21 protein-coding genes and 1 pseudogene are annotated in these 24,281 nt (G+C 64.3%); 9 read left to right on the top strand and 13 right to left on the bottom strand.

Annotated elements, in window-relative coordinates; translation table 11 throughout:
- Nucleotides 1-88 precede the first annotated feature (88 nt).
- The 4 genes from AC5RVV_RS00805 to AC5RVV_RS00790 all read right to left on the bottom strand — a co-directional run bounded on the left by AC5RVV_RS00805 (nucleotide 89) and on the right by AC5RVV_RS00790 (nucleotide 3,528).
- Entirely contained in the window at nucleotides 89-610 is a 522-nt protein-coding gene (locus AC5RVV_RS00805; RefSeq protein ID WP_493999562.1) for a class I SAM-dependent methyltransferase, read from the bottom strand.
- Nucleotides 611-873: 263 nt separating this feature from the next.
- Nucleotides 874-1,329 carry an AAA family ATPase gene (locus tag AC5RVV_RS00800; protein WP_493999561.1) on the bottom strand — a complete coding sequence of 152 codons (456 nt, stop codon included), beginning with the start codon at nucleotides 1,327-1,329 and terminating at the stop codon, nucleotides 874-876.
- A gap of 95 nt (nucleotides 1,330-1,424) precedes the next feature.
- Nucleotides 1,425-2,081, bottom strand: a complete 657-nt coding sequence (locus AC5RVV_RS00795) for a response regulator (protein ID WP_493999560.1) — start codon at nucleotides 2,079-2,081, stop codon at nucleotides 1,425-1,427.
- 19 nt (nucleotides 2,082-2,100) lie between these two features.
- Nucleotides 2,101-3,528, bottom strand: a complete 1,428-nt coding sequence (locus AC5RVV_RS00790) for a sensor histidine kinase (RefSeq protein ID WP_493999559.1) — start codon at nucleotides 3,526-3,528, stop codon at nucleotides 2,101-2,103.
- Nucleotides 3,529-3,888: 360 nt separating this feature from the next.
- On the opposite strand from AC5RVV_RS00790, the gene AC5RVV_RS00785 reads away from it, so the two are divergent.
- The 3 genes from AC5RVV_RS00785 to AC5RVV_RS00775 all read left to right on the top strand — a co-directional run bounded on the left by AC5RVV_RS00785 (nucleotide 3,889) and on the right by AC5RVV_RS00775 (nucleotide 6,806).
- A complete protein-coding gene (locus AC5RVV_RS00785) occupies nucleotides 3,889-4,344 on the top strand; it encodes a hypothetical protein (RefSeq protein WP_493999558.1) in 456 nt (151 codons plus the stop codon).
- 271 nt (nucleotides 4,345-4,615) lie between these two features.
- Entirely contained in the window at nucleotides 4,616-4,969 is a 354-nt protein-coding gene (locus AC5RVV_RS00780) for a hypothetical protein (RefSeq protein ID WP_493999557.1), read from the top strand.
- Nucleotides 4,970-5,351: 382 nt separating this feature from the next.
- Complete coding sequence (locus AC5RVV_RS00775) at nucleotides 5,352-6,806, top strand: HRDC domain-containing protein (protein WP_493999556.1); 1,455 nt, start codon at nucleotides 5,352-5,354, stop codon at nucleotides 6,804-6,806.
- Here AC5RVV_RS00775 and AC5RVV_RS00770 read toward each other — a convergent pair.
- Nucleotides 6,744-7,772 (bottom strand): DMT family transporter, encoded by a 1,029-nt coding sequence (locus AC5RVV_RS00770; RefSeq protein ID WP_493999555.1) that lies wholly within the window; start codon nucleotides 7,770-7,772, stop codon nucleotides 6,744-6,746. The two genes, AC5RVV_RS00775 and AC5RVV_RS00770, sit on opposite strands and share 63 nt — an antisense overlap.
- 151 nt (nucleotides 7,773-7,923) lie before the next feature.
- Here AC5RVV_RS00770 and AC5RVV_RS00765 point away from each other — a divergent pair, with 151 nt between their 5' ends.
- Both AC5RVV_RS00765 and AC5RVV_RS00760 read left to right on the top strand, forming a co-directional pair.
- Nucleotides 7,924-9,219 (top strand): thiolase family protein, encoded by a 1,296-nt coding sequence (locus tag AC5RVV_RS00765; RefSeq protein ID WP_493999554.1) that lies wholly within the window; start codon nucleotides 7,924-7,926, stop codon nucleotides 9,217-9,219.
- Entirely contained in the window at nucleotides 9,216-11,339 is a 2,124-nt protein-coding gene (locus AC5RVV_RS00760; RefSeq protein ID WP_493999553.1) for a 3-hydroxyacyl-CoA dehydrogenase NAD-binding domain-containing protein, read from the top strand. Before AC5RVV_RS00765 ends, AC5RVV_RS00760 begins: the two co-directional genes overlap by 4 nt.
- Before the next feature lie 175 nt (nucleotides 11,340-11,514).
- Here the strand turns inward: AC5RVV_RS00760 and AC5RVV_RS00755 are convergent, their stop codons facing one another.
- The 4 genes and pseudogenes from AC5RVV_RS00755 to AC5RVV_RS00740 all read right to left on the bottom strand — a co-directional run bounded on the left by AC5RVV_RS00755 (nucleotide 11,515) and on the right by AC5RVV_RS00740 (nucleotide 14,861).
- Complete coding sequence (locus AC5RVV_RS00755; protein WP_493999552.1) at nucleotides 11,515-11,925, bottom strand: DUF2975 domain-containing protein; 411 nt, start codon at nucleotides 11,923-11,925, stop codon at nucleotides 11,515-11,517.
- 496 nt (nucleotides 11,926-12,421) lie between these two features.
- The gene (locus AC5RVV_RS00750) at nucleotides 12,422-12,940 is read right to left on the bottom strand and encodes a DUF2867 domain-containing protein (RefSeq protein ID WP_493999551.1); all 519 of its coding nucleotides are present in this window, start codon (nucleotides 12,938-12,940) and stop codon (nucleotides 12,422-12,424) included.
- A gap of 249 nt (nucleotides 12,941-13,189) precedes the next feature.
- Nucleotides 13,190-13,622, bottom strand: a pseudogene (locus AC5RVV_RS00745) (ASCH domain-containing protein).
- A 6-nt stretch (nucleotides 13,623-13,628) separates the two neighbouring features.
- A complete protein-coding gene (locus AC5RVV_RS00740; protein WP_493999550.1) occupies nucleotides 13,629-14,861 on the bottom strand; it encodes a saccharopine dehydrogenase family protein in 1,233 nt (410 codons plus the stop codon).
- A gap of 215 nt (nucleotides 14,862-15,076) precedes the next feature.
- On the opposite strand from AC5RVV_RS00740, the gene AC5RVV_RS00735 reads away from it, so the two are divergent.
- A complete protein-coding gene (locus AC5RVV_RS00735) occupies nucleotides 15,077-15,727 on the top strand; it encodes a hypothetical protein (protein WP_493999549.1) in 651 nt (216 codons plus the stop codon).
- Between the two features lie 213 nt (nucleotides 15,728-15,940).
- Here AC5RVV_RS00735 and AC5RVV_RS00730 read toward each other — a convergent pair whose 3' ends face one another.
- Both AC5RVV_RS00730 and AC5RVV_RS00725 read right to left on the bottom strand, forming a co-directional pair.
- Nucleotides 15,941-16,222: a hypothetical protein gene (locus AC5RVV_RS00730; RefSeq protein WP_493999548.1), complete on the bottom strand. Its 282-nt coding sequence runs from the start codon at nucleotides 16,220-16,222 to the stop codon at nucleotides 15,941-15,943.
- 157 nt (nucleotides 16,223-16,379) lie between these two features.
- Nucleotides 16,380-17,132, bottom strand: a complete 753-nt coding sequence (locus AC5RVV_RS00725; protein ID WP_493999547.1) for an MBL fold metallo-hydrolase — start codon at nucleotides 17,130-17,132, stop codon at nucleotides 16,380-16,382.
- Nucleotides 17,133-17,347: 215 nt separating this feature from the next.
- On the opposite strand from AC5RVV_RS00725, the gene AC5RVV_RS00720 reads away from it, so the two are divergent.
- On the top strand, nucleotides 17,348-17,878 hold the full coding sequence (locus AC5RVV_RS00720; RefSeq protein ID WP_493999546.1) for a TetR/AcrR family transcriptional regulator: 531 nt from the start codon (nucleotides 17,348-17,350) through the stop codon (nucleotides 17,876-17,878).
- A gap of 33 nt (nucleotides 17,879-17,911) precedes the next feature.
- Nucleotides 17,912-18,253 carry a VOC family protein gene (locus AC5RVV_RS00715; protein WP_493999545.1) on the top strand — a complete coding sequence of 114 codons (342 nt, stop codon included), beginning with the start codon at nucleotides 17,912-17,914 and terminating at the stop codon, nucleotides 18,251-18,253.
- A 206-nt stretch (nucleotides 18,254-18,459) separates the two neighbouring features.
- On the opposite strand, the gene AC5RVV_RS00710 is transcribed toward AC5RVV_RS00715, so the two are convergent.
- Nucleotides 18,460-19,146 carry a response regulator gene (locus AC5RVV_RS00710; protein ID WP_493999544.1) on the bottom strand — a complete coding sequence of 229 codons (687 nt, stop codon included), beginning with the start codon at nucleotides 19,144-19,146 and terminating at the stop codon, nucleotides 18,460-18,462.
- Nucleotides 19,147-19,517: 371 nt separating this feature from the next.
- Nucleotides 19,518-22,016: an ATP-binding protein gene (locus AC5RVV_RS00705; protein WP_493999543.1), complete on the bottom strand. Its 2,499-nt coding sequence runs from the start codon at nucleotides 22,014-22,016 to the stop codon at nucleotides 19,518-19,520.
- A 350-nt stretch (nucleotides 22,017-22,366) separates the two neighbouring features.
- On the opposite strand from AC5RVV_RS00705, the gene AC5RVV_RS00700 reads away from it, so the two are divergent.
- Complete coding sequence (locus AC5RVV_RS00700; RefSeq protein WP_493999542.1) at nucleotides 22,367-24,181, top strand: APC family permease; 1,815 nt, start codon at nucleotides 22,367-22,369, stop codon at nucleotides 24,179-24,181.
- The last annotated feature ends 100 nt before the right edge of the window (nucleotides 24,182-24,281 follow it).

The raw sequence follows: 24,281 nt of genomic DNA, 5'->3' as shown, positions 1-24,281 counted from the left end.
ACGTGCGCGGCGTAGGGGTAGACCTGCCCAGGCGGCGGTCTCGTAGGAGTACACGATGAGGTAGCTGACAGTGGCCTGCTCAATCTTTTTACCGGACGGAAGCCGTTATGGCGGCATGGGCTCGCTTCCCGGGGTCTTGGCGCGTCTCGACGTCGAGCACATCGAAACCTGCTTCGCTGAGCAAGTGCCCCATCTGCTCGATGGAGCAGTAGTACGCCGTTGTAACAGCGTGTGGGAAAGGCTTGCCCGAAAAACCCTCGAAGAATCCGACGAGTAGTTGCCCGCCCTGGGCAAGGGCACGAGCGATCTCCTTGAGCACGAAGGACAACTCGTCTGGTGGCATGTGGATGAGGGAGTACCAGGCCAGCACACCATCCAGTGATCCATCTGGTACGTCTAGATTACGTAAGGAGGCAACGCGAAAAGGCACATCGGGAAAGCGTACGCGGGCACTTTCAATGAATTCGGGAACAAGGTCGATCCCTTGCACATTGGCACCGCATTGGTAGAGGAAGTCGGTCCAATGGCCGGGTCCACACCCGGCATCAATCACGCAGCCGTCAATACTTGTCGCCCAACGTCCGATGCGTTGCCGATCCAGCTCGTGCATGTCCTCAACGGAACCAAGAATGCGCGTGTACTCGGCGGCACGTGCCCTATATGCGGCTCGGATAGATTCACTCCCCATGCTGACGAGCGTAGCGGTCAGGGAACAGCACCGAACGATACATGGGCCTGCGCCTCTATGCCGCTCTTTAACCGGGCACTTGGCCAGCATGGCGGCTAGCGTCAAGGACGCCGTGCCGGGCCCCTTACTCTTTGCGTCCCGCCACATGACTCCCAGGTGCCTGCTAGCCGTTCGTTTATCGGGCGTCAGGCCTCATCACACGTCGAGATGAGACGCTCAACCTCATCCGCCAGTTCCGGAACCGGTCGACGACCATCCAGTTCGTGGGACGCCCCTTTCCGAAGCAACGGTTCGACGTCGAGAACGTATTGGCGGATCACGGACTGGTCTGCCTCTGAGCTGCCGTAGGGATTGTTCTTACGAACCGAGACTCGCTCGATGAGGACTTCTACGGGTGCGCTCAGGAGAACAACAGCGGCGAAACGGTCATAGAAGCGACCTTGATTCTCGACAGTCCCCGAGACAACCAGAGACGAATGAGATGCCAGAAGTGCCGTCATCCGCGGTTCATCCCACGTTCCGTCAGGAAGCACCCAGGCGTCGTAGTCGGTGTCGATCGTTCGGTAGCCCCGCCGGGACAACTCGTGCAGCACCGTTGTCTTTCCCACGCCTGGCATGCCGGTGATCAAAACTCGAGACATGACAGCCGGCGTAAACGGTGCGCGAGAGTGCCCGGTAACCGAGATGCACGCACCAAATCAGCGCCCGCAACAGTTATCGAGCAACTGTCGCCTGTTCAGGTGCCCAGTAGGCGGCGTTCGTGGGCGAAGGCGACCAACTGGAGGCGGGTGCGCAGTTCGAGCTTGTCCAGCACGCTGCGCAGGTGGGTTTTGATGGTGGCTTCAGAAACGAACAGACTCTCCGCCATTTCACCGTTGCTCAGGCCTTTTGCCGCGAGCAGGAAGACGTCCCGCTCCCGCACCGACAACACATTAAGTACGGACAAGTCCGGGCCGATAGCGGGAACGGTGCGGGCTGCATGCTCGAAGAGAGAGTGAATGGATCCCGGGGCGATGACGGAGTAGCCGGAATGAACGGTCCGGATCGCCGCCAGTAGAAATTCCGGTTCCGCGCTCTTGAGCAGATACCCGCTCGCCCCGGCCTGCACAACCTGAACCACTGCCTGATCCCTGTTGAACGTGGTCAACGCAATGATCTTCGGCTTATCGATGCCGGCCGCCGCGGCGTGCTGCACGATCCGCCGGGTGGCTTCGACGCCATCCATTACCGGCATACGCAGGTCCATCAGCATCACGTCCGGACGCCGTTCGATTGCAAGGGCCACCGATGCTTCCCCGTCACCGGCCTCTCCCAAGAATTCCAGATCCTCCTGGCTCTCTATCAGCATGCGGATACCCGCCCGGAACAAGGGCTGGTCGTCCACCAGGGCCACGGTGATACATGTCCCCTCCTCAACCACGGTGGTCCGCTTCCCGTGCGGCCCCTGCCTGCCCGGGAAGGCCCGCTGCGGCGAGAGCCGGCTGGACTTCCGCACTCGAAACGTCACCGAAGGTGTCCCTGGCTTCGGCGCCGACTGCATCGTCCCCCGTCGTCGCTTCCATGGTTCCGTAGGGGATAAAGGCCGTCACCCGGAAGTGTTCGCCGTCCGGCCCGGCCGTCAGCCAGCCACCGGCCAGATGGGCGCGTTCGCGCATACCGGGAAGTCCCCTCCCCACCCGGGACGTGGCCGGATTCGCGGCATCTTCTTGGCCGGTTGCGGCGCCGGACGAGGCCACGTGCAGAGTCAGGCCCGGCCCGCTCCAGTCAAAGTGGAGCTGCACATCGGTGCCGCGCCCGCCATGTTTGAGGGCGTTGGTCAGGCACTCCTGAACGATTCGGAAGACGGCCATCTCCTGCCCGGCAGACAGTTCCACCGGTGTCCCGGACTCGGTCGGGTGAATCTTCAAACTTCCGCGCTGCATGCCTTCGATGAGTTCCGGGATGTCACTCAGCAGCGGCTGGGGCGCCACCATACCGTTATCGTGGACGCCCTCGATCACGCGTTGCGCATCCACCAAGGCGCTCCGGGCGGATCGGGCGATCGTGTCCAGGGCGCTTAGGACGGCTTGGGGCTGGTCCTTGCTCAGGTAGCGGGTTCCATCGGCCTGCGCGGCGACGACTGCCAGCGAATGAGCGAGGACGTCGTGCAAATCCCTGGCGATGCGTGTCCGTTCCTGCTCCACGATCAGGTCGATCTCGGTCTCCTGCAGACTGTTTTGCGCCAGTTCGCGGGCCCGGAACAAACCTCCCCGTTCCTGATACAGCGCCGCCAGTCCGCCGACGGCGGCGCACGCCCCGGCTATCAACAGGAGGAGCGCGAACAACTGCCAGCCATAGTCCTGCAGCATCCACCGGTCGCCGGCCTGCGCCGGGGGGAACCAGCCGACACCGTCGCCGTATCGCCACGAAAGCATCAGGAACGCCATGACGGCAGCGGCGGCCACGTTCACGCCCACAGCCATGTACCGCTGCCGGGCCGGGGCAATCCACACGATAAAGCCCAGAGCGACAAACGAGCCAAGGTAAATGGCCCAGTGATTGGCTTCCATCGGCGGCAAAATATGACTTATCTGTCCGGTAAGAAGTGCAACCGTGAACCCAAGAGAGACCAAAGGCTTCCAAGCGGCAGTGGCAACCGCCAGTGTCATCAGCACCAGCGGCCAGTTCCCTGGCCATGACTGCCAGGATCCTCCCATCCTTCCTGCCTCCGCAATACACCACAGTGTAAAGAAAAGGACGGCCGCCACAGGGGCGCCCCAATTCCGCACAAATTTCAAAACCGGTTCCATGCCAGTCACCATATCCACGGCAATCACACAGAACCCGCCGAAATGCTGCAAATCAACCTATTAGCCAAATGAATCATTCTTTGAGCCAGATTTGGTCCGCACCGCACTTCTGGTCTGGTCAGACCCCCCCGATCGACCCGCACAGCCCGATGATGATCCTCGGTCTGCACAGAAAGCATGCAAACGCTTCCCGGAGCGTAGAGCCAGCATAAGGGAACCCTTTATGTACAGAAGTCTGGTGGCCGTAGTGTTTCGAGGAACAGATGGACGGAGCCATTGGCGTGCTCGCACAAAGTGGGTTCAGTCTCAGGTAAAGAAGTAGGTTTCCAAACCGTGCAATCATCCGCAGCAGATATTTCAAGGGGCAACTCTCCCTGGTGGTCATCCATCTGGGCGAGAACGCTAATCGGCTTGGCCCTGCCTCCCGCGTATGTGCACATCCTGCATCATTTTGTCTACCTCTCCTCGGACGCTGTCCAGACCCCCTCCCAAGAAATTGGGGCCGAGGTGGGTGACGCTGTTCTATGGGGCGCGGTTGCATTGGCAGGTTTCGGATTGCTCGGGATCCTCGTCACGATCTACTTCCCCAACAAACGTCTCGTCGTCCCTGCCTGGTCACTCGGAATCTTGGTGCTGATTATGCTGGCTGACATTTGGCTCGTGACGCTCCTGGGCATAGGAGTTTTCAACGTGCCTCACATGTACGCCCCGGTGACACTTATCGTCACTTGCACTGCACTGGCACAACGGATGACAGCCGAACCTGAACACGGACGATGGCCGTGGATCGGGTTTACACTCGGCGCGGCCCCCTTCTTTGCGGCCACCCTGCTACTAGTAACCGAAATCATTTCCGGTTCCAGATGAGGCAACGACAGGCTCGGAGTGGTCCACCCTCCGGCCCGCGCCAGCGGAGCCGGTAGGGCTTAGCCGCTTGTCTTGCGCACTCTTTGGAAGCTTTTCCTAGCCAAACTTCCCCGCCATTACTTTGATGCAAGGCTAATGGCTGGGGAACCTTACTACTGGGGCACACCGCTCCTAGGCCAAGTGTCCGGCAACACCGTCCGCACCGGGTAGGCTGGGCGAAAATCGATTCGTCCCCGCTCGCACAAACCGGGGTTGATGCGAGGGGGAACAAATGGCTAAGAAACCGTCCATCCTGTTGACTACAGTCTTCTTTCTGACTGCCGGCCTAATCCTTGGCATCAGCACCCTTCCCAGCCAGAGCCCTGCAATTGACACGCCGGATGCCCACCAGCCCTTCGTCGAATGCTCAGCTGACTACGCGGACGGTGCAGGCGCAGAACTGGACCGGAAGAATATGATCGGCGCGGAGAACAGTGTCATCATTTCCCCCGAAGAAATGAAGGTTCTGGGTTTCTCCGAAGCCCAGATCCAAGCCCAGACAGCGAAATGGAACGAGCTTTCCCCGGAAGAACGTGAAGAGCAGTTGTGCCGTGCAGCGCAACAGAACCCGGCCAGCACTCAATAACGCAGAGCGGGCCCTTTCAACCGAAAGTAACCGTTCCTGCGCCGGGCTGAACATAGCCTGACCGAAAGTCCATCGGGCCGGCAAGGATGCAACAAGTACCAAGATCCCTGCGACGACGCCGCTGGAGGCGCTGGCCGAGAAATGTGCGAACACATCCTGCCCGCCGTCGTCCTGGCGCAACCCAGATGAGGGCTCATCCGCAGGAACCCATCCGCTAGCGAAGTCAATTGCAAGTTTGTAATCACCCGGGAGCTGCGGATGCATCAGAAATGGCTGTGGGCTGCCAGGAAGTCGGCGTGCGGCGCTTCATCGCCTCCGATTACGGCATGGCGCGTCCCCCCATTCGGCCGGGCGCATGCTGCTGGCCTAAACTGAACGGATCATGAGCTCCTTGACTTCGGACACGTCCGGGCAGAACAGCCCTGACCAGAGCACTTCCAACGACGCCGCAGAACACCGGGAGCAGACCCCCCAGCTGATCCACCTCGACGCGCCTCGCGACGGCGTTCCGCCGGTCGTCGCCAGCGAGTCGGGGTTGCAGCGGGCCGCCGCTGCGCTGGCGGCCGGCACCGGTCCGGTCGCCATCGACGCCGAGCGGGCCTCGGGCTTCCGCTACGGGCAGCGCGCCTTCCTGGTCCAGTTGCGGCGCGAGGGTGCCGGCACCTGGCTGATCGACCCCGAGCCGTTTGAGGACCTGAAGCTGCTCAATGACTCCGTGCGCGGCGTCGAGTGGATCCTGCACGCCGCCAGCCAGGATTTGCCCTGCCTGTCCGAGCTGGGCATGTGGCCCGACAAATTGTTCGATACCGAACTCGCGGCCCGGCTGGCCGGCCTGCCCCGGGTGGGCCTGGCAGCCGTGATCGAGTCCCTGCTCGGCTTCACGCTGGCCAAGGAGCACTCCGCGGCGGACTGGTCCACGCGTCCCCTGCCCGAGCCGTGGCTGCGCTACGCCGCACTGGACGTCGAGGTGCTCATCGAGCTCCGCGAGGCCCTGATCGACAGGCTGCGCGACGCGGGCAAGCTCGAGTACGCGCTGGAGGAATTCGAGGCGGTGCGCGCCGCCCCGCCGTCGCCGCCGCGCGTCGACCCCTGGCGCCGCACCTCCGGACTGCACCAGATCCGCGACCGGCGGCAGCTGGCCGCCGTGCGCGAACTCTGGAACGAACGCGAAGCTTTGGCCGCCAAGCGCGATGTTGCACCGGGCCGGCTGATCCCGGACTCGGCCATCGTCGCCGCGGCCAAGGCAATGCCCGCCACCGTCCCGCAGTTGCTGGAGACGCACGGGTTCCACGGCCGGGCCGCGCAGCGTGAGGCACCGCGCTGGCTGCGTTGCGTCGCCACGGCCCGGGGCGAGACGGACCTGCCTCCCCTGCACCTGCCCACCAACGCTCCCCCGCCGCCGCGCTCCTGGGCGGACAAGGACCCGGCCGCCGCGGCTCGGCTGCAGACCGCACGTCCCCGGCTGGCATCGCTCGCCGAGCAGTTGGACATGCCGGTGGAGAACCTGCTCACCCCCGACTACCTGCGCCGCACCGCATGGCGTCCGCCGGAGCCCGCCACGGAACAGTCGGTAGACGCCGCCCTGGCCGAACTCGGCGCCCGCCCCTGGCAGCGGAAACTGACGGCCGGGCTGCTTGCCGAAGCGTACGCCAACCCGGAGCCGCTGGCACTCAAGGAGAACCCTGAGCCCCAGGCGGCCACCGGCGGCGGCGCCGTCGGCACCTCCGCGCGCCGGCGGACTTCCACGGCAACTGTTGCAGGGCCCGCCGATTCTTCAGCGGGGGCGGTGTCCGGCTCCATCCGGCGGCGCCGGCGTGAACGGCATTCCCCTGCCTGACCGCCCTTGCCGCGCCGGCGCGGGAGCCGGGCGGCGGCCGGGCACCGTCAGGACGGCGAGGCTCGCGATGACCAGGGCGACGCCGATCCAGCCCGCGGGCGGCAGCCGCTCGCCCACCACCAGCACGGCCAGCACGGCGGCCACGACAGGCTCCGCCAGCGAAAGCGTTGTGGCGGTGCTCGCGCGGACCCGCGCGAGGCCGAGGCCGAACAACACGTAGCCGGCGAACATCGGGATTAGTGCCATGTAGGCCCCCACGACCGCGTTGCCCCACGAGGCCAGCAGCGGAGCGCCGGTGGCCAGCAGCACCGGCATCAGCAACAGTCCGCCCAGGCCGAACATGGCGCCCATGGCGGCGCGGGCGGACACACCGCCGCCGATGATGCGATGCGCCGCCCAGGAGTAGAGGGCGTAGGTCAGTCCCGCCAGCAGGCCCAGGGCAATGCCCGCAATCGTGCCGCCCGCACCCCCGGCAGCGTCGCCGTCCGCGGCACCGTTGCCGCCGCCGCCCGCGGCCGCGAAACACAGCAGTGCGGTTCCGGAGAGCCCCAGCACGGCGGCGCCCGCCCAGCGAGCCCCCAGGATGTGCCGGTCGGCAGCCCGTTCGATGAGCGCGGAGGCCAAGGGAGCGGAGCCGATGCTCACCACCGTGCCGACGGCAACGCCGGCCAGGCGCATGGAACTGTAAAAGGCCAACGGGTACACGGCAACGGCCACCGCCCCCAGAAGTACCAGCTTCCACCGCACCCGCAGTTGCGGCCGGGCACGATTCATCGGCCGCAGCGCGGTCAGCGCCTGAAAAAGCCCGCCCACTCCCATGGCCACCGCGCCGATGGCAAGCGGTCCGACGCCGGGCGCGAAGGTGGCGGCCGTTCCGGTGGTTCCCCACAGCACCGACGCCGCCAGCACCAGGAAGGCGCCGGCAGAGGCCTCCGCCGGACGATACCGCTGTTCTTCCGCTTTCATGTCTCCTCGCCGCTTGCCTGCCGCCCAGCGTAGCCGCCGGACCGCACCCGCTGCATTGTTCCGGGGCACTACTACGGCGTGCTTGCTGCTTAAGTTACCGGCGGGTAACATCATGGTCAGCACTGTGTTCCGCATCTCATGGAGGTATCAGGTGAGCGCCACGTCCCCGCCCCGCGCCCTGCGCGATGTCGTCTTCGTCGACGGCGTGCGCACCCCGTTCGGGAAGGCGGGTGAGAAGGGAATCCACGCCGGCACCCGGGCCGACGACCTGGTGGTCAAGTGCATCCGGGAACTCCTGCGCCGCAATCCGACGCTGCCGCCCGGCCGCATCGACGACGTGGCCATTGCCGCCACCACGCAAACCGGCGACCAGGGCCTGACCATCGGCCGCACCGCCGCGCTTCTTGCCGGCTTGCCCCGTTCCGTCCCCGGCTTCGCCATTGACCGGATGTGCGCCGGCGCCATGACCGCCGTGACGACGACGGCCGGCGGCATCGCCTTCGGCGCGTACGACGTGGTGGTGGCCGGCGGCGTGGAACACATGGGCAACCATCCGATGGGCCAGGGGGCGGATCCGAATCCGCGGTTCGCCAGCGAGCGCCTGGTGGACCCTGCGGCGCTGAACATGGGCAACACCGCCGAAAACCTGCATGACCGCTTCCCCGCAATCACCAGGGAACGCGCGGACGCCTATGCCGCGGCCAGCCAGGCCAAGTTAGCCGCGGCCTACCGGATCGGCAGCATCCAGCCCGACCTGGTGCCGGTGACCGGCCGCAAACCGGGCGAAGGCTGGTCGTTGCACAGTGCGGACGAACCCCCGCGGCCGGACACCACCGTGGAAGACCTGGCCGGGCTGCGGACCCCGTTCCGCCCGCACGGCCGGGTCACCGCCGGCAATGCCGCCGGCCTCAACGACGGCGCCACCGTCTCGCTGCTGGCCTCTGCGGAGGCAGCCGGCGAGCTTGGCCTGCCGGTGAAGATGCGCCTGGTCTCCTACGCCTTCGCCGGAGTCGAGCCCGAGGTCATGGGCATCGGGCCCGTCCCTGCCACCGAAAAGGCCCTGAAGATGGCGGGCCTGGACATCGCGGACATCGGCTTGTTCGAGATCAACGAGGCCTTCGCCGTGCAGGTGCTGTCCTTCCTGGACTACTACGGGATCGCCGATGACGATCCCCGCGTCAACCGCTACGGCGGGGCCATCGCCGTCGGCCATCCCCTGGCCGCCTCCGGCGTGCGCCTCATGACTCAGCTGGCCCGCCAGTTCGCGGACGACCCGTCGGTGCGCTACGGACTGACCACGATGTGCATCGGACTGGGCATGGGGGGAACGGTGATCTGGGAAAACCCGCACCATGCAGATTATTCGGGCAGCACCGCCGATGCGGCCGCCGCAATTGTCGGAACCGCCGCCCCCGCGGCAGCACAGGCACGAGAGGACCACGCATGAACGCCGAGTACACGGCCCTGGCCGCGAAGTTCCCGGACGAGACCGTCACCCATTCCTACGTGCAGGATGTGGAACTGCCCGGTGCCGGCACCCTGGCGCTGCTGACCCTGGACAACGACCTGGACCACCGTAAGCCCACCACCCTGGGCCCCAACAGCCTGGTGGAACTCGGCACGGCACTCGAAGGGCTCAAGGCGCGGGCCGCGGCGGGCAGGATCTCCGCCGTCGCCATCACCGGCAAGCCGTACTACCTGGTGGCCGGGGCCGACTTGAGCGCCGTGGGCAGGCTCACCGGCCCCGAAGACGGACGGACCATGGCCAGGCTGGGCCACGATGCCTATGCCACGCTCGCCTCCCTGGGCGTCCCGACGTTCGCCTTCATCAACGGAGCAGCGATGGGCGGCGGGCTGGAGATCGCGCTCGCCGCCGACTACCGCACCATCTCCACCGGCGCCGGCGCCATCTCGCTGCCGGAAGCCTTCTTGGGCCTGATCCCCGGCTGGGGCGGGGTCTACCGGCTCCCGCGCCTGATCGGCCCGGCGAATGCCGTCAAGGTCATGGTCGAGAACCCGTTGAGCAACAACAAGGCGCTCGACGGCGCGGCCGCCTACCGGCTGGGCATCGCTGACGTCCTCTTCGAACCGGCCGATTTCCTGGAGCAGTCGCTGGCCTGGGCCACGCGAATCCTCACCGACGACGACGCCCGCCGGCTGGTCGCGGACCGCCGCGCCGAGACCTCCGCGGCCACCGACGCGGACTGGGACAAGGCCATCGCGGCCGGTCGGAAGTTCGTGGAGGCCAAGACGTCCAACGCCGCGCCGGCACCGGCCAAGGTGCTGGACGTCCTGGACGCCGGCCGGGGCAAGAGCCAGCAGGAATCAGCCGACCTTGAAGTCGAGGCGCTGGCGGAATTGATGCAGACCCCGCATTTCCGCGACACGGTATACGCCTTCCTGGAGCTGGTGCAGAAGCGTTCCAAGCGGCCGGCCGGCGCACCGGACCCCAAGCTCACCCGGCCTGTCACCAAGGTGGGCGTGGTCGGCGCCGGCCTGATGGCCAGCCAACTGGCCTTGCTGTTCGCCCGCCAGCTGAAGGTTCCGGTGGTCATGACGGACATCGACCAGGCCCGGGTGGACAAGGGCGTGGGGTACGTCCACGCCGAAGTGGACAAGCTGCTGGCCAAGCAGCGCATCTCGGCCGACGCTGCCAACCGCACCAAGGCCCTGGTCACCGGCTCGGCCTCCAAGGAAGCGTTCTCGGACGCCGACTTTGTGATTGAGGCCGTGTTCGAAGAACTGGCCGTCAAGAAGCAGGTCTTCGCCGAGGTCGAGGCGGTGGTCTCCGAGGACTGCATCCTCGCCACCAACACCTCATCGCTGTCGGTCACGGAGATGGCAGCGGACCTGCTGCATCCCGAACGCGTGGTCGGCTTTCACTTCTTCAACCCCGTGGCCGTCATGCCCCTGCTGGAAATCGTCCGGGCGCCGAAGACCAGCGACGAAGTGCTTTCCACCGCCTTTGTCCTGGGCAAGGCCCTCAAGAAGACCACCGTGCTGGTCCAGGACGCCGCCGCCTTCGTCGTGAACCGCGTGCTGCTGCGGCTGATGGGGGAAGTGTCCAACGCCTTCGACGAGGGCACGCCCGCCGACATCGCCGACAACGCGCTCAAACCCATGGGCCTGCCGATGACCCCGTTCACCCTGCTGGCCATGGTCGGCATCCCGGTAGCCCAACATGTCACCGAGTCGCTGAATGCGGCCTTCGGCGACCGCTTCCGGGTCTCCGCCAACCAGCAGCGTCTCATCGACAACGGCATCACCTCCCTCTGGATCACCGACGACGACGGCCGGCAGGTGATTCCCGAGTCGACCCTGGCGCTGCTGGAGTTCGGAGACTCCCCCAGCAGCTCCGAGCAGCTGCTGCGGCGCACCCAGGACGCACTGGCCGAGGAGATCGGACTCATGCTGGAAGAGGGCGTGGTGGCCGCGCCGGAAGACATCGACCTGTGCATGATCATGGGTGCGGGGTGGCCGCTGCAGTTGGGCGGCATCACCCCGTACCTGGACCGGGTCGGCGCCTCCGAACGGGTCAACGGCCGAAAGTTCCACCCGGAGCGGTAACCGCAGCCGCCGAAGCCGCGCACCGCCGTCGTACCGCGCCTTCAGGACGACGGCGGTGCCGGCTCACCGGAGGAAAAGACGTCGTTACCCGGGAGCGCAGGCCCGGGGCATTCCAGTCACGCGACAGCACGTTCGTGGACGTCGTTTCCCATTAGAAACCTCAGTGCCTTGGCTCTCACACTGAACGCAACGGGCACAAGGGCGAGAGAGACCAGCAGTCCGAACAACATCGGTGGTCCGCCGACGTTTGCGACGCTTCCAGCTGGACAAAAACGCCTGCAAAGATCAGCGACATGAAGCATAGCGAAGCCGCCATGACGGCGGCCCATCGCTTTGACCGACTGGTCGACACGTTGCCCGCCACCGCGGCCGCAAGCAGCTGCCAGGACGCCAGCAAGGCCACCTCGAAACCGCCGATGGCAATCACGATTGCCGTGACGTACGGGGGCGCCAGGTACGCAACCTCGGGGTAGGCGCCGGCGTACTCTGCGGCGACCTGCGGAACAATCAGCAGCTGAGCCAGCAGTGCCCCAACAGCACGGGCTCCGAGGATGATGCGGAAGGGTGTGGCTCGCTGGCTGATCATAGGGCAATCATCACCGACGTGGACTGAATGGCGGAAGCGCTAGGCGCAAGTGAACAGGCATAATGCCAGTAAATGAAAGGTGAGGCCATGGCGGCAGTCGTTACCCCAGAGCGGCGACCTACTGCCGGACCAATAGCGGCGACGGTTGTGCTTTTGGTTTCGCTGGTCCTCTTTTTCGTCACCGACAACGCGCGCTGGTGGTTGTCGCCGTAGCCGGTGCCGTGGTGTTCTCACTATTCGGACTACAGATGTCCAAGTGGTACTGGATCCCGTCTACCCTCGGCGCATTGCTGCTGCTCTTGCTGCTTGCGCTCATGATTCCCCTGTGGACTGGAGGCTAAATGGTCGAGGTTGGGAACCCCAAACAGGGTTTACAACCCTACGTCCCTGCCTCCGCGAACGCCGATAGCAGAACAATTGCCTAAATGCAGTTGTGCGCTCGTGAATGTTCCGGTTGAGAATTCTGTATCGATACACCTGCCTGGCATTTAGACGGTCATCGGCTTGGGAAGTTCTTCAGAAAACCCGGGGGATGCACCAGTGCTGCAGTGATCATGCGGCGCATGATGAAGTTGTGAAAAGGCCAAATCAAGTTGAAGTAGAGCCGCCCCGTCCAACGGCGGTAATGGACGACGGTAGTGATCTGGAAATTGTTCTTGGGTTCGGTTCCGGTCGGCTCGACCTCGACGATGAGGTGCGCGATTAGATGAGTGTCCTCGGCGGTGAGCACCAGGTAGGTGTCTTCCTTGCTTGCGGAAACCGTGAAGAAGGCGAGTCTGCCACCGGGGCGGAGGCTAATCTCTGCCGGGCGAGGTGCGCGGTTCGTACGGCCGGATGGGTGTTCGAGCCGCATGAGGCGGGCCAGCACACCACGAGCCACGAACAGCGCCTTTAGCCAGATCGGTTGCCACGACAGGATGTTGCTGATGCCCTCACGTAAAGACAGCGATGTTTCGGCGCTCACCCTGTCTAGGTGGTCTGCTGACCTCGAGTAGCGTTGAAGTTCCGGGTGCATGAGTTCGCCTTTCTTCGGGGCCGCCGCTGCGCGTACTGCCAGGCAAAGTACCAGATCTGCCTCGGGGAAGGCGGCAGGTAGAACGCCAACCGGATGTTATGACGTCGGATACTCATGACGAAGCTTCTGGATCTCGCGTCTGGCAAAGAAGCCGAAAAAGACAGCTGAAACGCCGGCCGCGATCCCGTTCTATCAGGGCTCATTACTGTCCCATTTGGGGAATCCCCTACGAGCCAACGTGCGGCTGACTTATTGTGCCGAATCTGCATATTGAGGTGGCCAAACCACCTTGAATCGTTCGAAGACGATCTCGTCGGTTTCTGCCCATTGACGCCCTTGGGCTGCTGATACGCGAGTCCAGTAGCGGCGGTGCTCACGCTGCCAACTGTCTAGGCTCAAATCGTCCTCGCCTTCGTCGCGGGCGAAAGCAGCATCAGCACTTTTGAAAGAACGAATGCGCCGTTCAATAGTGCGAATGATGATGCTCGGAGTGCCGTTCCCGTCACAGGCAATCCAGTGTGACCCCGATCCGGGGCACCTGGTCACCTCGCGCTATGAAGTCCGCAACGGGCTCCGCCGTCGCGCGTTTGTTTCCGCTGAGGACATGAGCGAGAAGTTCATCAGCTAACCGCTGCGTATCACCGAAGTGTTCAATTGTGTATTCCGGGGCCGCAGCTAGGATCTGGGTTCAGGCGAGTTTGGTTACCTGGTAAGTGTGGCCGGCCGCACGGAGTCGCTGCATGAGCACGTTGCCGAGTGCAGTGGCCGGTGTTAGCGACCCTTTCGCAGTCGGCAGCCGGTCACCGTCGAGGGCAAGAGCGAGTGCAGTCTCCCCTGCCATCACGGCCGTGGCGGCATAGCCGGGATCGCCGGGGCCAGCGGCAATCGCCTGGTATCGGTGCCCGTTCTCGGTGCGGGCGGTTACCTGGGAGTGGAACCAGCCCGCGCGCTGCGTGCGGGTGCTCGGACCCGAACCTGGTGCCGGAAGACAGCGGTCGAGCACTCCCCGGGTCGGCGGAAACGCCATCGCGCCCGTGAATGCCCGGAGCCCGAGTGCCATTGCCCTGACGATGACCGCTCCTGCCGGTCCGCGGGCTACCCCCATCACCTCGCCGTACTGAAGGGAGCGGCCGTAGGCCCAACCCTGCAATGCGTTGCTGCGGCGCACTATCCGAGTGTTGACCGCGGCCATGATGAAAGGCGCGGTCCAGGTGCCGTCATCGGAACGGCGAACAGGACCGGCGTCAGGAGGCTGTTGTGTCGTCGGCTCCCCTGTGCGGTCGGGGCTCAGAGCGTAGGGGTCCGCGGCTAATGACCGCAGGGCGGTGCTCGATCGCATCGTGTCGAGCTGCCCGCGCATCGACTCGAGCGTGCCTCCGCTGATGCCACCCTTGGCCGTAGCGACGAGTTGAACCTCGACCAAACCGCCAGCGCCATCGGCTTCTGCTGCCTGATGAAGCAGCAATACAGCGAGGTCGGACGGCACGGAGTCGTAGCCGCAGGAGTGCACGATCCGGGCCCCGCTCGTCATGGCCAGAGCGTCGTAGCGATCGATCGCCTCCCGGACGAAGGACACCTCACCCGCGAGGTCGGCGTAGTGGGTACCGGCCCCTGCGCAGGCGTCGACGACAGGTAATCCGTGTTTCGTGTATGGACCGACGGTTGTGAGGAGCACGCGCGTGCCCGCGGCCAGGGCAGCGATCGAGTCCGCGTCCTCCGAGTCGGCTTCGATGAGGGCCCATCCGTGCGCCGCGACCGGCAACTGCGACCGAACCGCCTCGAGTTTGGACCTCGACCGGCCCGCGAGTCCGACTCGCATGCCGGCCGGTGCATGCTCCGCGACGTAGCCGGCGATCAGTCGGCCAACGAAACCCGTCGCTCCGTAGAGAACGAGGTCATGTTCCCGGGATGAGTTGTCCATAACTGCAGCCTTTCACAGCGGCAACTCCAAGCTGACACACGGCTCCTTGCTTTGGTCCTCGGGTATCGTGAGTGGTCCTGATTGGGAGACTGGCTCGCGTTCCGCGTGTTTGCCAGTTAGGGTACACCCAACCTGACGTCAGGTGAGTGCCGGTGGCGACGTCGATTTTACGCAACGGCGTGCGGCGGGGCCGGCCGGAGCCGTACGGTAGCCGGATGGAACGCTTTACAGGGTTCATCGCGGGTCTGGGCACCAGCGCGGGACGCCGGCTGGTGGTCGGGCACTGGATGGACTCGCCGCTCGGCGCCTTCACGGACGTCATGACCGAGGACCGCGACGGGCTGCGGACGCTGCTGGCCCCCAACCGGGCGGTCGCCGACTATGTGTCCGCGACCTACCGCTTCGATGAGGTGGTGGTGGCGCCGCTGGACGCCAGCCTGAGCCCCGCCGGGGAGCGGAGCGCGGAACCGGGGAACGAACCCGGGACCGCCGTACTGGTCCTCCGCGTTTCCGGCGGCCCGCTGGAACTGCGCGCCGACCTGGGCCCCGTGACAGCGCTGGGCTGGATGCTGCAACTGGTCCCCGTCCGAATCGCCGTCCACCCGGCGTGGCTGACAGCCGTGAACCGCGCCGCGGGGATCCTGCTCCCGGGGGTGGCCACCGCCGGCTCCGCCGGAGGCGGACGTCGGGAGTACTATGGCGTGCGCTCCATCCGTAGCGTTGAGCGCGCCGTGGCGAGCTGGAACGGGGCCGGCCTCGGGCCCCTCGCGCCGGTGGATCCGCCCGTGCGCTTCGGATTCAGTCCCTTCCCCCGCACCCCGCAGGCCGTGGCCGTCACGACGACGGTCCTCCCCACCCGCCGCTGAGGCGGGGCCGTTGGCTTAACGGGGTTAGTGGCGTTCGTTCCGGAGGCAACAAGACCTTCGCTTCTCAAGGTCGGGAGTTGCCCGCCCGCCAGTCGCATCAGCCGGTCACCCATTGCAACAAAAATGAGCTAGAGCTTATGCACGCGCGTGGTGAGTCAGAAGCGATTATTTAGGCTCCACTCGGAGTAACGGGGGCCTCGTGGCTGAGTTCGGCTAGCGGTCTTTCCCCAGTGACTTCGTCCGCGCCCTCAGCATCAACCAAATTGCAGCACTCATGGCAAGAAAGAAAACGGCAAGCGGAACCACAACTACCGTCACGTAGAAACCGCCGAGCAGTGCGGAGATGACAGCTTGCAGGCTGAAAAGCGCGGCTCCTATTGCCGAAGCGATCATGATCCGTTTCCATTTTCCGGCATCGCGGTTGCTGAGCTGGGAAGCCTTGAAATCTTGGCTTGCCGCAGACTCGAATAACTGCGCTATTGACAGGCCCGGCACGCCGTCGTTTGAAGGTTTTCAGAGGCTTCCTGCATCTTGACTCCCTATGTCGCCGCCCAAAGTTGGCGGAGTCAAGATCGCAGTGCTTCATTCCAGCGACTTGGAGTTCACCGGTGGCTATAGTCTCTGTTTGGCCGGAAGGGGCTGCCTCGCGGAATCAGACCTCAAGGATCCGTAGCACCCCGGGGGTGAGCCATTCAAGGCGGTCAGTCAGGCCTGCTTCCGCAAATGAAGCCGCGATCTCATCTTCCGTTTCAGTAAAGTGTTCCCAAGAGGAGAAATGGATCGGCACTACGGCGTCGGCGGCGAGGACGGCAGTAAACTTGGCTGCGCTCGAACTGTCCATACTGACCATCTGGTCCCCAAGTATGGCGAACTTCGCCGCGCCAAGGTGCAGCACTGCTACTCCGATCGAGAATAGGTCGCCGATTTGGTCAAGGTCGCTTTCATAGGTGGTATCGCCGGAGATGTAAAGGACCTTTTCTTCCCCCGGAACCCGGAGGATGAATCCAATGACGTCACCAACGGGGCCATGATGGGCAGGCGTCGCTGTAATGATCACGGATTTCTCTCCCACGGCGACCGTGTGACTGGCCCAAGGCGCCACACCAACTGCTTGGCCACCCAGCCGTCCCGCCCCGCTCTGGGTGGTCAAGACGGGTTTCCCCTCCAGCAACCTCCTGCCGGCGTCATCTAGATTGTCCGGGTGTTCGTCGTGACTGAGCAGCACGGCATCAATTGGTGGAAGTTCGCTAGCGGACATGGCCGGTTTGTTAGTGCTCCGCAGGATTAGGGGCCCGAACTTGTACTCAGTAGGGGCGGGGTTGAACACCGGATCTGTGAGGAACGTGAGGCCGCCGAATTCGACAAGCATCGTTGCGGTGCCGATATGCGTCAGGGTTGTCTGCATGGGGTCGTCCTTCGAATCTTGAGTATCAACGGGCCGACTTTTGGCAGCCCCGCGCAGGTCTACCAATGGCGGAAATCCGGGGGGCTATACGCGAGCCGGTAACAATACGAACGATCGTACACTATGATTTTCTTGGGAGAAGAGAGGTAAATATGGATGGCAGAGCGGCCAGAGGTCTGAAATCGCGACAAACTGTTTTAGAGGAAGCTGTGAACATGGCCTCGGTTGAGGGGCTTGCGGGCCTTTCGATCGGCGGCCTGGCATCTCGTTCGACTCTGAGCAAGAGTGGAGTAGCTGCCCTCTTCGGTTCTAAAGAGCAGCTGCAAATCGCGACGGTTGAGGCAGCGAGACAAGTTTTCATCGCGGCGGTCGTAGCTCCCTCCCTCAACGCCGCACCCGGGCTCGAAAGACTTCGCGCGCTTCTTGACGCTTGGCTTTCCTACAGCCGCAATAGGGTCTTTGTCGGCGGATGTTTCTTTGCGGCCGCCAGCACGGAGTTCGATTCCAAATCTGGTCCGGTGAGGGAAGCGGTGGCGGAGGCGGTTCGTGAATGGCGCTCCTTGCTGGCCTCGGAAATCCAGGCTGCGGCCGACATCGGGGAACTCCTTGAAGTAGACGTGAATCAACTGGTGTTCGAGACGACGGCATTTCTTGAGGCGGCCAATGCGCGTTCGCTCCTCACCGGTTCGGCTGAGCCGTACACCGCGGCAAAACGTGCGCTGATCCGGATCTATGGGGAATGGTAATCACCGCCGCGACCCGTCCGCCCCAGCCCGAGGATGGCCGGCGGCGTGCCCTTGGGCACGAAGACATTGAGAACCCCGGAAGCCATTTCGGAAGTTTGGCGAACTGCACTGGGCTACAAGATGCAGGAAGACGGAACCCTGACCGATCCCTATGGCAGGGGCCCGGCCATCTGGTTTCAGGAGTCCCAGAGCCCGAATGTGAATCGTTTTCACCTGGACATCACTGTCCCCTTCAGCGAAAGCGCCTCGAATCTGGATGCTCTGGTATCCGTTGGTGCAACACTCGATGATGAACATGCGCCCGTGTGGGTAGTGGCCACTGATGCCCAAGGGAACCGGCTGTGCATCAGTACCGAAGAGGGACGCGGAGACTAGCCGGGACAAAATTTCGCTCGACGCCACTCTGGTTGCGGCTCGGTCGGAGTGGCCGCACCGCTGAGCATAAAACAGGGTTGAGCGCGGGTTCCGGCGGCATCCTTCACGTTCACGGTTCGACAAATAGGGCTGCCCGATCAGGGGGCAAAGGGCCTCCGGTCATAAAACCTAAGAGGGGCGGACGGTCTCGAGACGGCACAGCCGTTTCAAGGGGGCGCCCCTGGTTCAAAGCGGTAGCCCATCCCTGCTTCGGTGAGGAGATAGCGCGGTCTGGACGCGTCAGGTTCAAGCTTGCGTCTGAGCTGAGCGATGTAGACGCGCAGATACTGGGTTTCCTTTAGATAAGCGGGCCCCCACACGTGGGTCAGGATCTGCTGCTGCGATACGAGCCGGCCGGGGTTTCTGGCCAAAATTTCCAGGATGTTCCACTCGTTCGGGGTCAGCCGGACCGCCTGTCCGTCCCGAACAACCCGCTTGTCGCTAAGGTTGATCTCAAAGTCAGCGGTGCCAATCGACGCGCCTTGGAGACTGCTGTCGTTCCGCCGGTCTGCGGCACGAAGCCGGGCTAAGAGTTCATTCAGGTCGAAGGGCTTGGTGACGTAGTCGTCAGCACCCGCATCCAGGGCCTCAACCTTGTCGTCTGAGGCATGCCGGGCGGACAGCACGATGATGGGTATATCCGTCCACCCGCGTAGGCCGCGGATCACGTCCACCCCATCCATGTCAGGCAACCCCAGATCCAGGATCACCAAGTCGATAGGCTCTTTGGCTGCTTCCGTCAGCGCTTCGCTTCCGGTAGCTGCAATGTAGGTACGGTAGCCTCTCGCCCGGAGGTTAATCTGCATCGCACGCAGGATCTGTGGCTCGTCGTCGACGATCAAGACGTTGGTCATGCCTGTCCCGTCTCCTCCTCGCACGCCACCGGAAGCCGACCGTCGCCCGTCGGTTGAGCTCTATTGTGTCTCCTGGGTCCGCGGACAGGCACCTCCTCACCACCAATTGCTGCCCTTCTTCATGCGCACCAGAGAACGGATCAGCAGCACCAGCACGGTGCCGCCGGCGGCCAGAACCGGCAGAATCTCCCACCAAAGGTCCACGTCCATGCGTATTCCAACTTTCGGTGTAGAAGGCCCGGCTGGCCCTCCCAACGCCCAGCAAAACCCAAGACCGGACCCCGGGCGCCGTTCTTAACGGTTTCTTCACGCGGACGGCCCAAATCTTAACGCGTCTCCTACGCCGGACAGCGGCCTTCCGCGAATGTACTTCAGGCCCGCGCTGAGAGCGGCATCGTGATGACGATGGTTAGCCCTCCACCTGGGGTTTCCTCGGCGTCCAGATGCCCGTCCATAACTTCGGTAAAGCCCTTCGCGACAGCCAGTCCCAAGCCGACCCCGGTCCCCGCCGGCGTGTCGTCGAGGCGCTGGAATGGCTGGAACATATTGATCAGCTCAGTGGCCGGGATGCCGCGGCCATGGTCGATGATGCGCAGTTGGCCGGCAGGTTTCCCGTTCACCGAGGTTTTGCCCGTACCGGTGACCGCAGTGATGAAGATATCGGACCCGCCGGCGTACTTCACGGCGTTTTCAACGACATTGGCAATCACGCGTTCCAGCATGCCCGGATCAGCGTTAACCGGGGGCAGGCTGTCCGGCAAGTCCACCCGCACGGCTTCCTCGGGAATTCCGCGTAGGGCGTCTGCGACGGCGTCGGCCCAGTAGACGGGCCGGATCAAAGGCGTGACCGAGTCCGCCGTCAGTCTCGACATGTCCAATAAATTTCCTACCAGCAGGCCCAGGCGGTCGGCGTAGTCCTCGATGGTAGCCAGTAGCTCGGCCTCGTCCTCCGGGTCGAATTCCACGGCGTCTTGGCGCAAGCTGCTGACGGCCAGTTTGATCCCTGCCAGCGGCGTGCGCAGGTCGTGCGAGACCGCACGCAGGATCGAGGTGCGCATCTGGTTGCCTTCGGATAGCCGCAGGATGTCGCGGCGGCTGGCCCGGAGCTGGTCCCGTTGCAGGAGGGCCATGAGGTGGGCGCCGAAGGCAGTGAGCAGGTGCCGTTCCTGCTGGCTGAGGGGGCGGCCGGAGAGCGCCAGGGCATGCGATGGGTCAAGTTGCTCGACGTTCTCATTGCCGTTCAGGTCTTCATCGACTCTGCCGGTGCTGGCCACCAGCTGCCATGCCCGGATTTTGCCTTGGCGTTCATCCCGCGCATACAACGCGGCACCGCTGCTGCGGAAGTGTTCGCGGATCCGGTCCAAAAATTCGCCGATGGTGTAGTGGACGGCAAGGGTGCTGCGGCTCAGCTCCGCCAGAGCCGCAGCTTCGGCCCCGGCTGCGGCTGCCGCCCGGCTGCGTTTTGCCGAGAGCCCAACGACGAGCGAAACCGCGATCGCGACGGCCAGGAAGATCAGCAGGGCCAGAACATTCTCAGGATCGCTGATGCCCATGGTGCCGATGGGGTGCAGAGCGGAAAAATTCACGATCGCACTGCTGAGCACTGCCGCCGCCACGGCCGGCCAGAGCCCGCCGACCAGCGCTACGGCGATGGTCCCGGTCAGCTGCACGAGCATATCGGTGGCGAAGTGGCTGTGCGGCCAGAGACTAAGTCCCGCCTGGAGGATGAACGGCAGCAGCAACGCCATAGCGGCGCCGGCCATCATCCGGCCTCTGCCCAGCGATGACGGGCCCGTCCTGACGGAACTGGCCGCACCTTTGCGTCCGTGACCGACCAGATGAACGTCGACGTCCCCTGCAAGGCGCAGAAGGCGCTGGCCGACGCTGCGGCGCAACCGCAGCTTCCGTCCGGGGGCGCCGACGACGATCTGTGTTGCATCGGTCCTGCGCGCGAAAGCAACGAGCGCCTGGGCAGGATCATCGCCTCCGATCGAGTGGTACGTTCCCCCCAGCCCCAACACAAGAACACGCTGGGCGTCCAGTTCCCCCGGTGATTCCCGGGAGCTTACCGAGGAGCGCACATGCACGGCGTGCAACTCGGCGCCAAGCTTGCCGGCGAGCATTCGGAACGCCCGTCGCACGAGCAACTGCCCTCCCGGCCCGCCGGAAAGGCCGACGACGATCCGCTCCCGAGTGTTCCAGACCGCCTCGATCCCCTTGCGCGCCCGGTAATCACTCAGGCCCTCCTCCACGCGGTCCGCCAGCCACAGCAGGGCCAGCTCCCGCAATGCCGTCAGGTTCCCCAAGCGGAAATATCCCGCCAGGGCCGCATCCACGTTTTCCGCCGGAACCACCTTGCCTGCTGCCACCCGTTCAAGGAGCAGTCCGGGATCCACATCCACAAGTTCAATCTGTCCGGCACCACGGACAAAGGCGTCCGGCACCGTCTCGTCAGGCCGGACGCCGGTAATGGCTTCAACCACGTCACCCAACGACTCCAGTCGCGCAATCTCAAGGGTCGCCATGACATTGATTCCTGCGTCGAGCAGGCCATCGACGTCCTCCCATACCAGCCTGCGCCCACCGTTCACTCCGTGGGCCTGAGCCAGGTCATCCACAAGCACCGTTTCCGGAGCACGGGACAAAACGGCCTGCAGGTCCAGCTCCTGAACGCCCTCCGGGCCGGCATCCGAAACTGCTTCCATGTCCGCGAACAGGGCAGCCGTTTCCGGCCGGCCCCGGTGCAGGGCCGCGCCGATGACCACATCGGCGCCATCTCCGGTCAGCCGCAGCCCTTCGGTCAGCATCGCGTAAGTGGTCCCGGCGCCCGGCGCCGCGCCAAGAAAAATCCGCAGTATTCCTCTGCCCATAAAGACCATTCTCACCGCCACTGCAAGCCGAGGGCCCTCCCCGCCCCGCTCACCTGCCCCGCCCAGCTACCCGGACATTTTGATGATTTCTTAACGCCGTCGGCTGCTGTTTTTCGCTCTCTGGCCGCCTCTGCCGGAGTAGTGTGATCAATCGCGTCAGGAACCGTATAAGAGAGAAGACGACTGTGGGTGCGTCTACCCAGTACTTCATTCCGGAGAGCGTGCCCCGCCCTACCGGCCGTCAAAAGCCGTCCCATGGCGTGGCCCGTTGGCTTACCGCCCACGTTGTTCAACCCGTCGGACCGGCAAGCCCGGGAACCAATGACATTCAGCAGCCCTGGTGGAAGGTCATGTGCCTGACGGGTGTGGACTACTTCTCCACCCTGTCATACCTGCCGGCCATCGCGGCGCTGGCCGCCGGCGCCTTCTCGCCGCTCGCGACACTGCTGATCGTCATTCTGACCTTGGGCGGAATGCTGCCCATGTACCGCCGGGTGGCGCAGACCAGCCCGCATGGCCAGGGGTCGGTGGCCATGCTGGAGCATCTGCTGCCCTTCTGGCGTGGGAAAGTTTTTGTCCTCATCCTTTTGGGCTTCGTGGCAACCTCCTGGATCATCACGATCACGCTCTCCTCGGCGGACGCCACGGTACATCTGCTGGAGAACCCCCACACTCCCGCGTTCCTCCACGGCCACGCCGTACCGGTGACCATCGTGCTGCTGCTCATCCTCGGCGGAGTCTTCCTGCTCGGCTTCACCGAGGCGGTCGCAGTCGCGGTCCCGCTGGTGGCAATCTTCCTCGTCCTCAATGCAGTCGTCATCGGCACCAGTCTGCTCGACATCCTAAGCAGGCCAGGCATCGTCGCGGACTGGACAGATCTCCTCACCACCACGTCGGGGGGCTTAGGCGGGATGGTTCTTCCGGCACTGCTGGCCTTTCCGCTGCTTGTCTTAGGGCTCTCCGGTTTTGAAACCGGCGTCAGCATGATGCCTCTCGTCGCAGCGCAAGGCCGGACTCCCAAGGAGCGGCTCGCGTGCCGGATCCGCAATACCCGCAAGCTGCTCACCGCCGCGGCCGTGATCATGAGCGTGTATTTGCTGGGCAGCAGTTTCGTCACGACCTTGCTGATCCCTGCCGATGCCTTCGCCGAGGGCGGCGAGGCCAACGGCCGTGCGCTGGCCTACCTTGCGCACGAGCGCTTCGGCGAAGGATTCGGCACCGCCTACGACCTGGCCAGCATCCTCATCCTGTGGTTCGCCGGCGCCTCGGCCATGGCCGGGCTGATCAACATCGTGCCCCGCTACCTGCCCTCGTACGGTATGGCTCCGGAATGGAGCCGCGCTGTCCGCCCGGTGGTCCTGGTCTACACCGGCGTAAGTATCATGATCACCATCGCGTTCAGGGCCGATGTCAACGCCCAGGCCGGGGCCTATGCCACCGGCATCCTGGCCATGATGGTCTCTGCCTCGGTGGCCGTCGCAATTGCCACGTACCGGAATCGGCGCCGGTCCGCTGCCGCCGCGTTCACCGGGCTGACGCTGGTGCTGGTCTACGCCCTGACAGCCAACATCCTCGCAAAACCCGAAGGGTTGGCAATTTCGCTCTTGTTCATCGCCGGCATCGTGGTCATCTCCCTGGTTTCCCGGGTCTCCCGAACCACCGAGTTGCGCGCAGACCGCATAGTGTTCGACGACGAAGCCCGCCGCTTCATCCGCGAGTCCCTGGAATTCGATGGACGGCTGGACCTGATTGCGCACAAACCCCCGGCCACCGGTATCGCGGAATACTCCAGCAAGGAAGTCCTTCAACGCGGCATAAACCCAGTCCCCGGCAGCGCCGACGTCATCTTCCTCGAAGTAGAAATCAAAGACCCCTCCGGCTTCAGCGACACCCTCCACGTCCACGGAGTTGAGATCGGCGGGTACAGGATTCTGCGCGCTCAGAGCCCCGCCGCGCCCAACGCGCTGGCCGCCGTCCTGCTGGCACTACGCGATGCGACCGGTGTCATGCCGCAGGCCTACTTTGAATGGTCCGAGGGCAATCCGCTGACCCATCTGATGCGCTACCTGCTCCTCGGCCAAGGTGACACTGCCCCCGTGGTCCGGGAAATCATCCGCCAGAACGAACCCGACCCGCAGCGCCGTCCCCGGATTCACGTTGGCTGAACCGCGACGTCCCTGGCCCGAGAAGGCATCCTCCGCCCGTCGCATCGGCGCAGCCTTCCGCCGGACCAGCGACCTACGAAAGTTTCAGGCTCCCACGGGT

It is taken from the genome of Arthrobacter sp. MDT2-34-1, from assembly GCF_059091365.1.
This window is presented reverse-complemented; position numbering and strand designations above follow the sequence as displayed.